This window comes from Streptomyces sp. NRRL WC-3549 (assembly GCF_000721935.1).
Lineage (GTDB): Bacteria > Actinomycetota > Actinomycetes > Streptomycetales > Streptomycetaceae > Streptomyces.
Map to the genome: position 1 here is coordinate 1 of NZ_KL585442.1, position 527 is coordinate 527.

1 pseudogene is annotated in these 527 nt (G+C 76.5%); it reads right to left on the reverse strand.

Annotated elements, in window-relative coordinates:
• A pseudogene (locus tag IH13_RS0133400) lies at positions 1-527 on the reverse strand (acyl-CoA dehydrogenase); the annotation flags it as partial.

Sequence of the window (527 nt, forward strand, 5' to 3'; positions counted from 1 at the left end):
AGAGATGTGTATAAGAGACAGCCCCGGTTCAGGGCGTAGGCGACGGTGAGCTCCAGCGCGCGCTCGGCGGCTCCCACCTGCTCGGCGGCCAGCGCGGCACAGGCCAGGTCCCGTACGTGGTCCAGGCACCGCCCGCCGTCCCCGTCCACTCCGAGCAGCCGCCCCGGGCAGCCGTCCAGCACCCACCGCGCCTGCCCCCGGGTGCCGTCCATGGTGACCAGGGGGGTGCGGTGGGCGCCGGTGGCGTCCACCGCCACCTCGAAGAGCGACACCCCGGCCGCCGTACGGGCCGCGACCAGCAGCACGTCGGGACCGGGCCCGTCCAGCACGTGGTCCTTGACCCCGCTGAGCAACCAGCCGCCGTCCTGGCCGGGCACCGCCCCGGCGCGTATCGCGGCCGGGTCCCAGGAGCCGTCCTCGGCCCAGGCCAGCGTGCCCACCGAGGCACCCTCGGCGAGCCCCGGCAGCAGCCGCCCGCAGGCGTCCTCGTCACCCGAGGCGAGCAACGCCCCCGCCGTGACCACCGC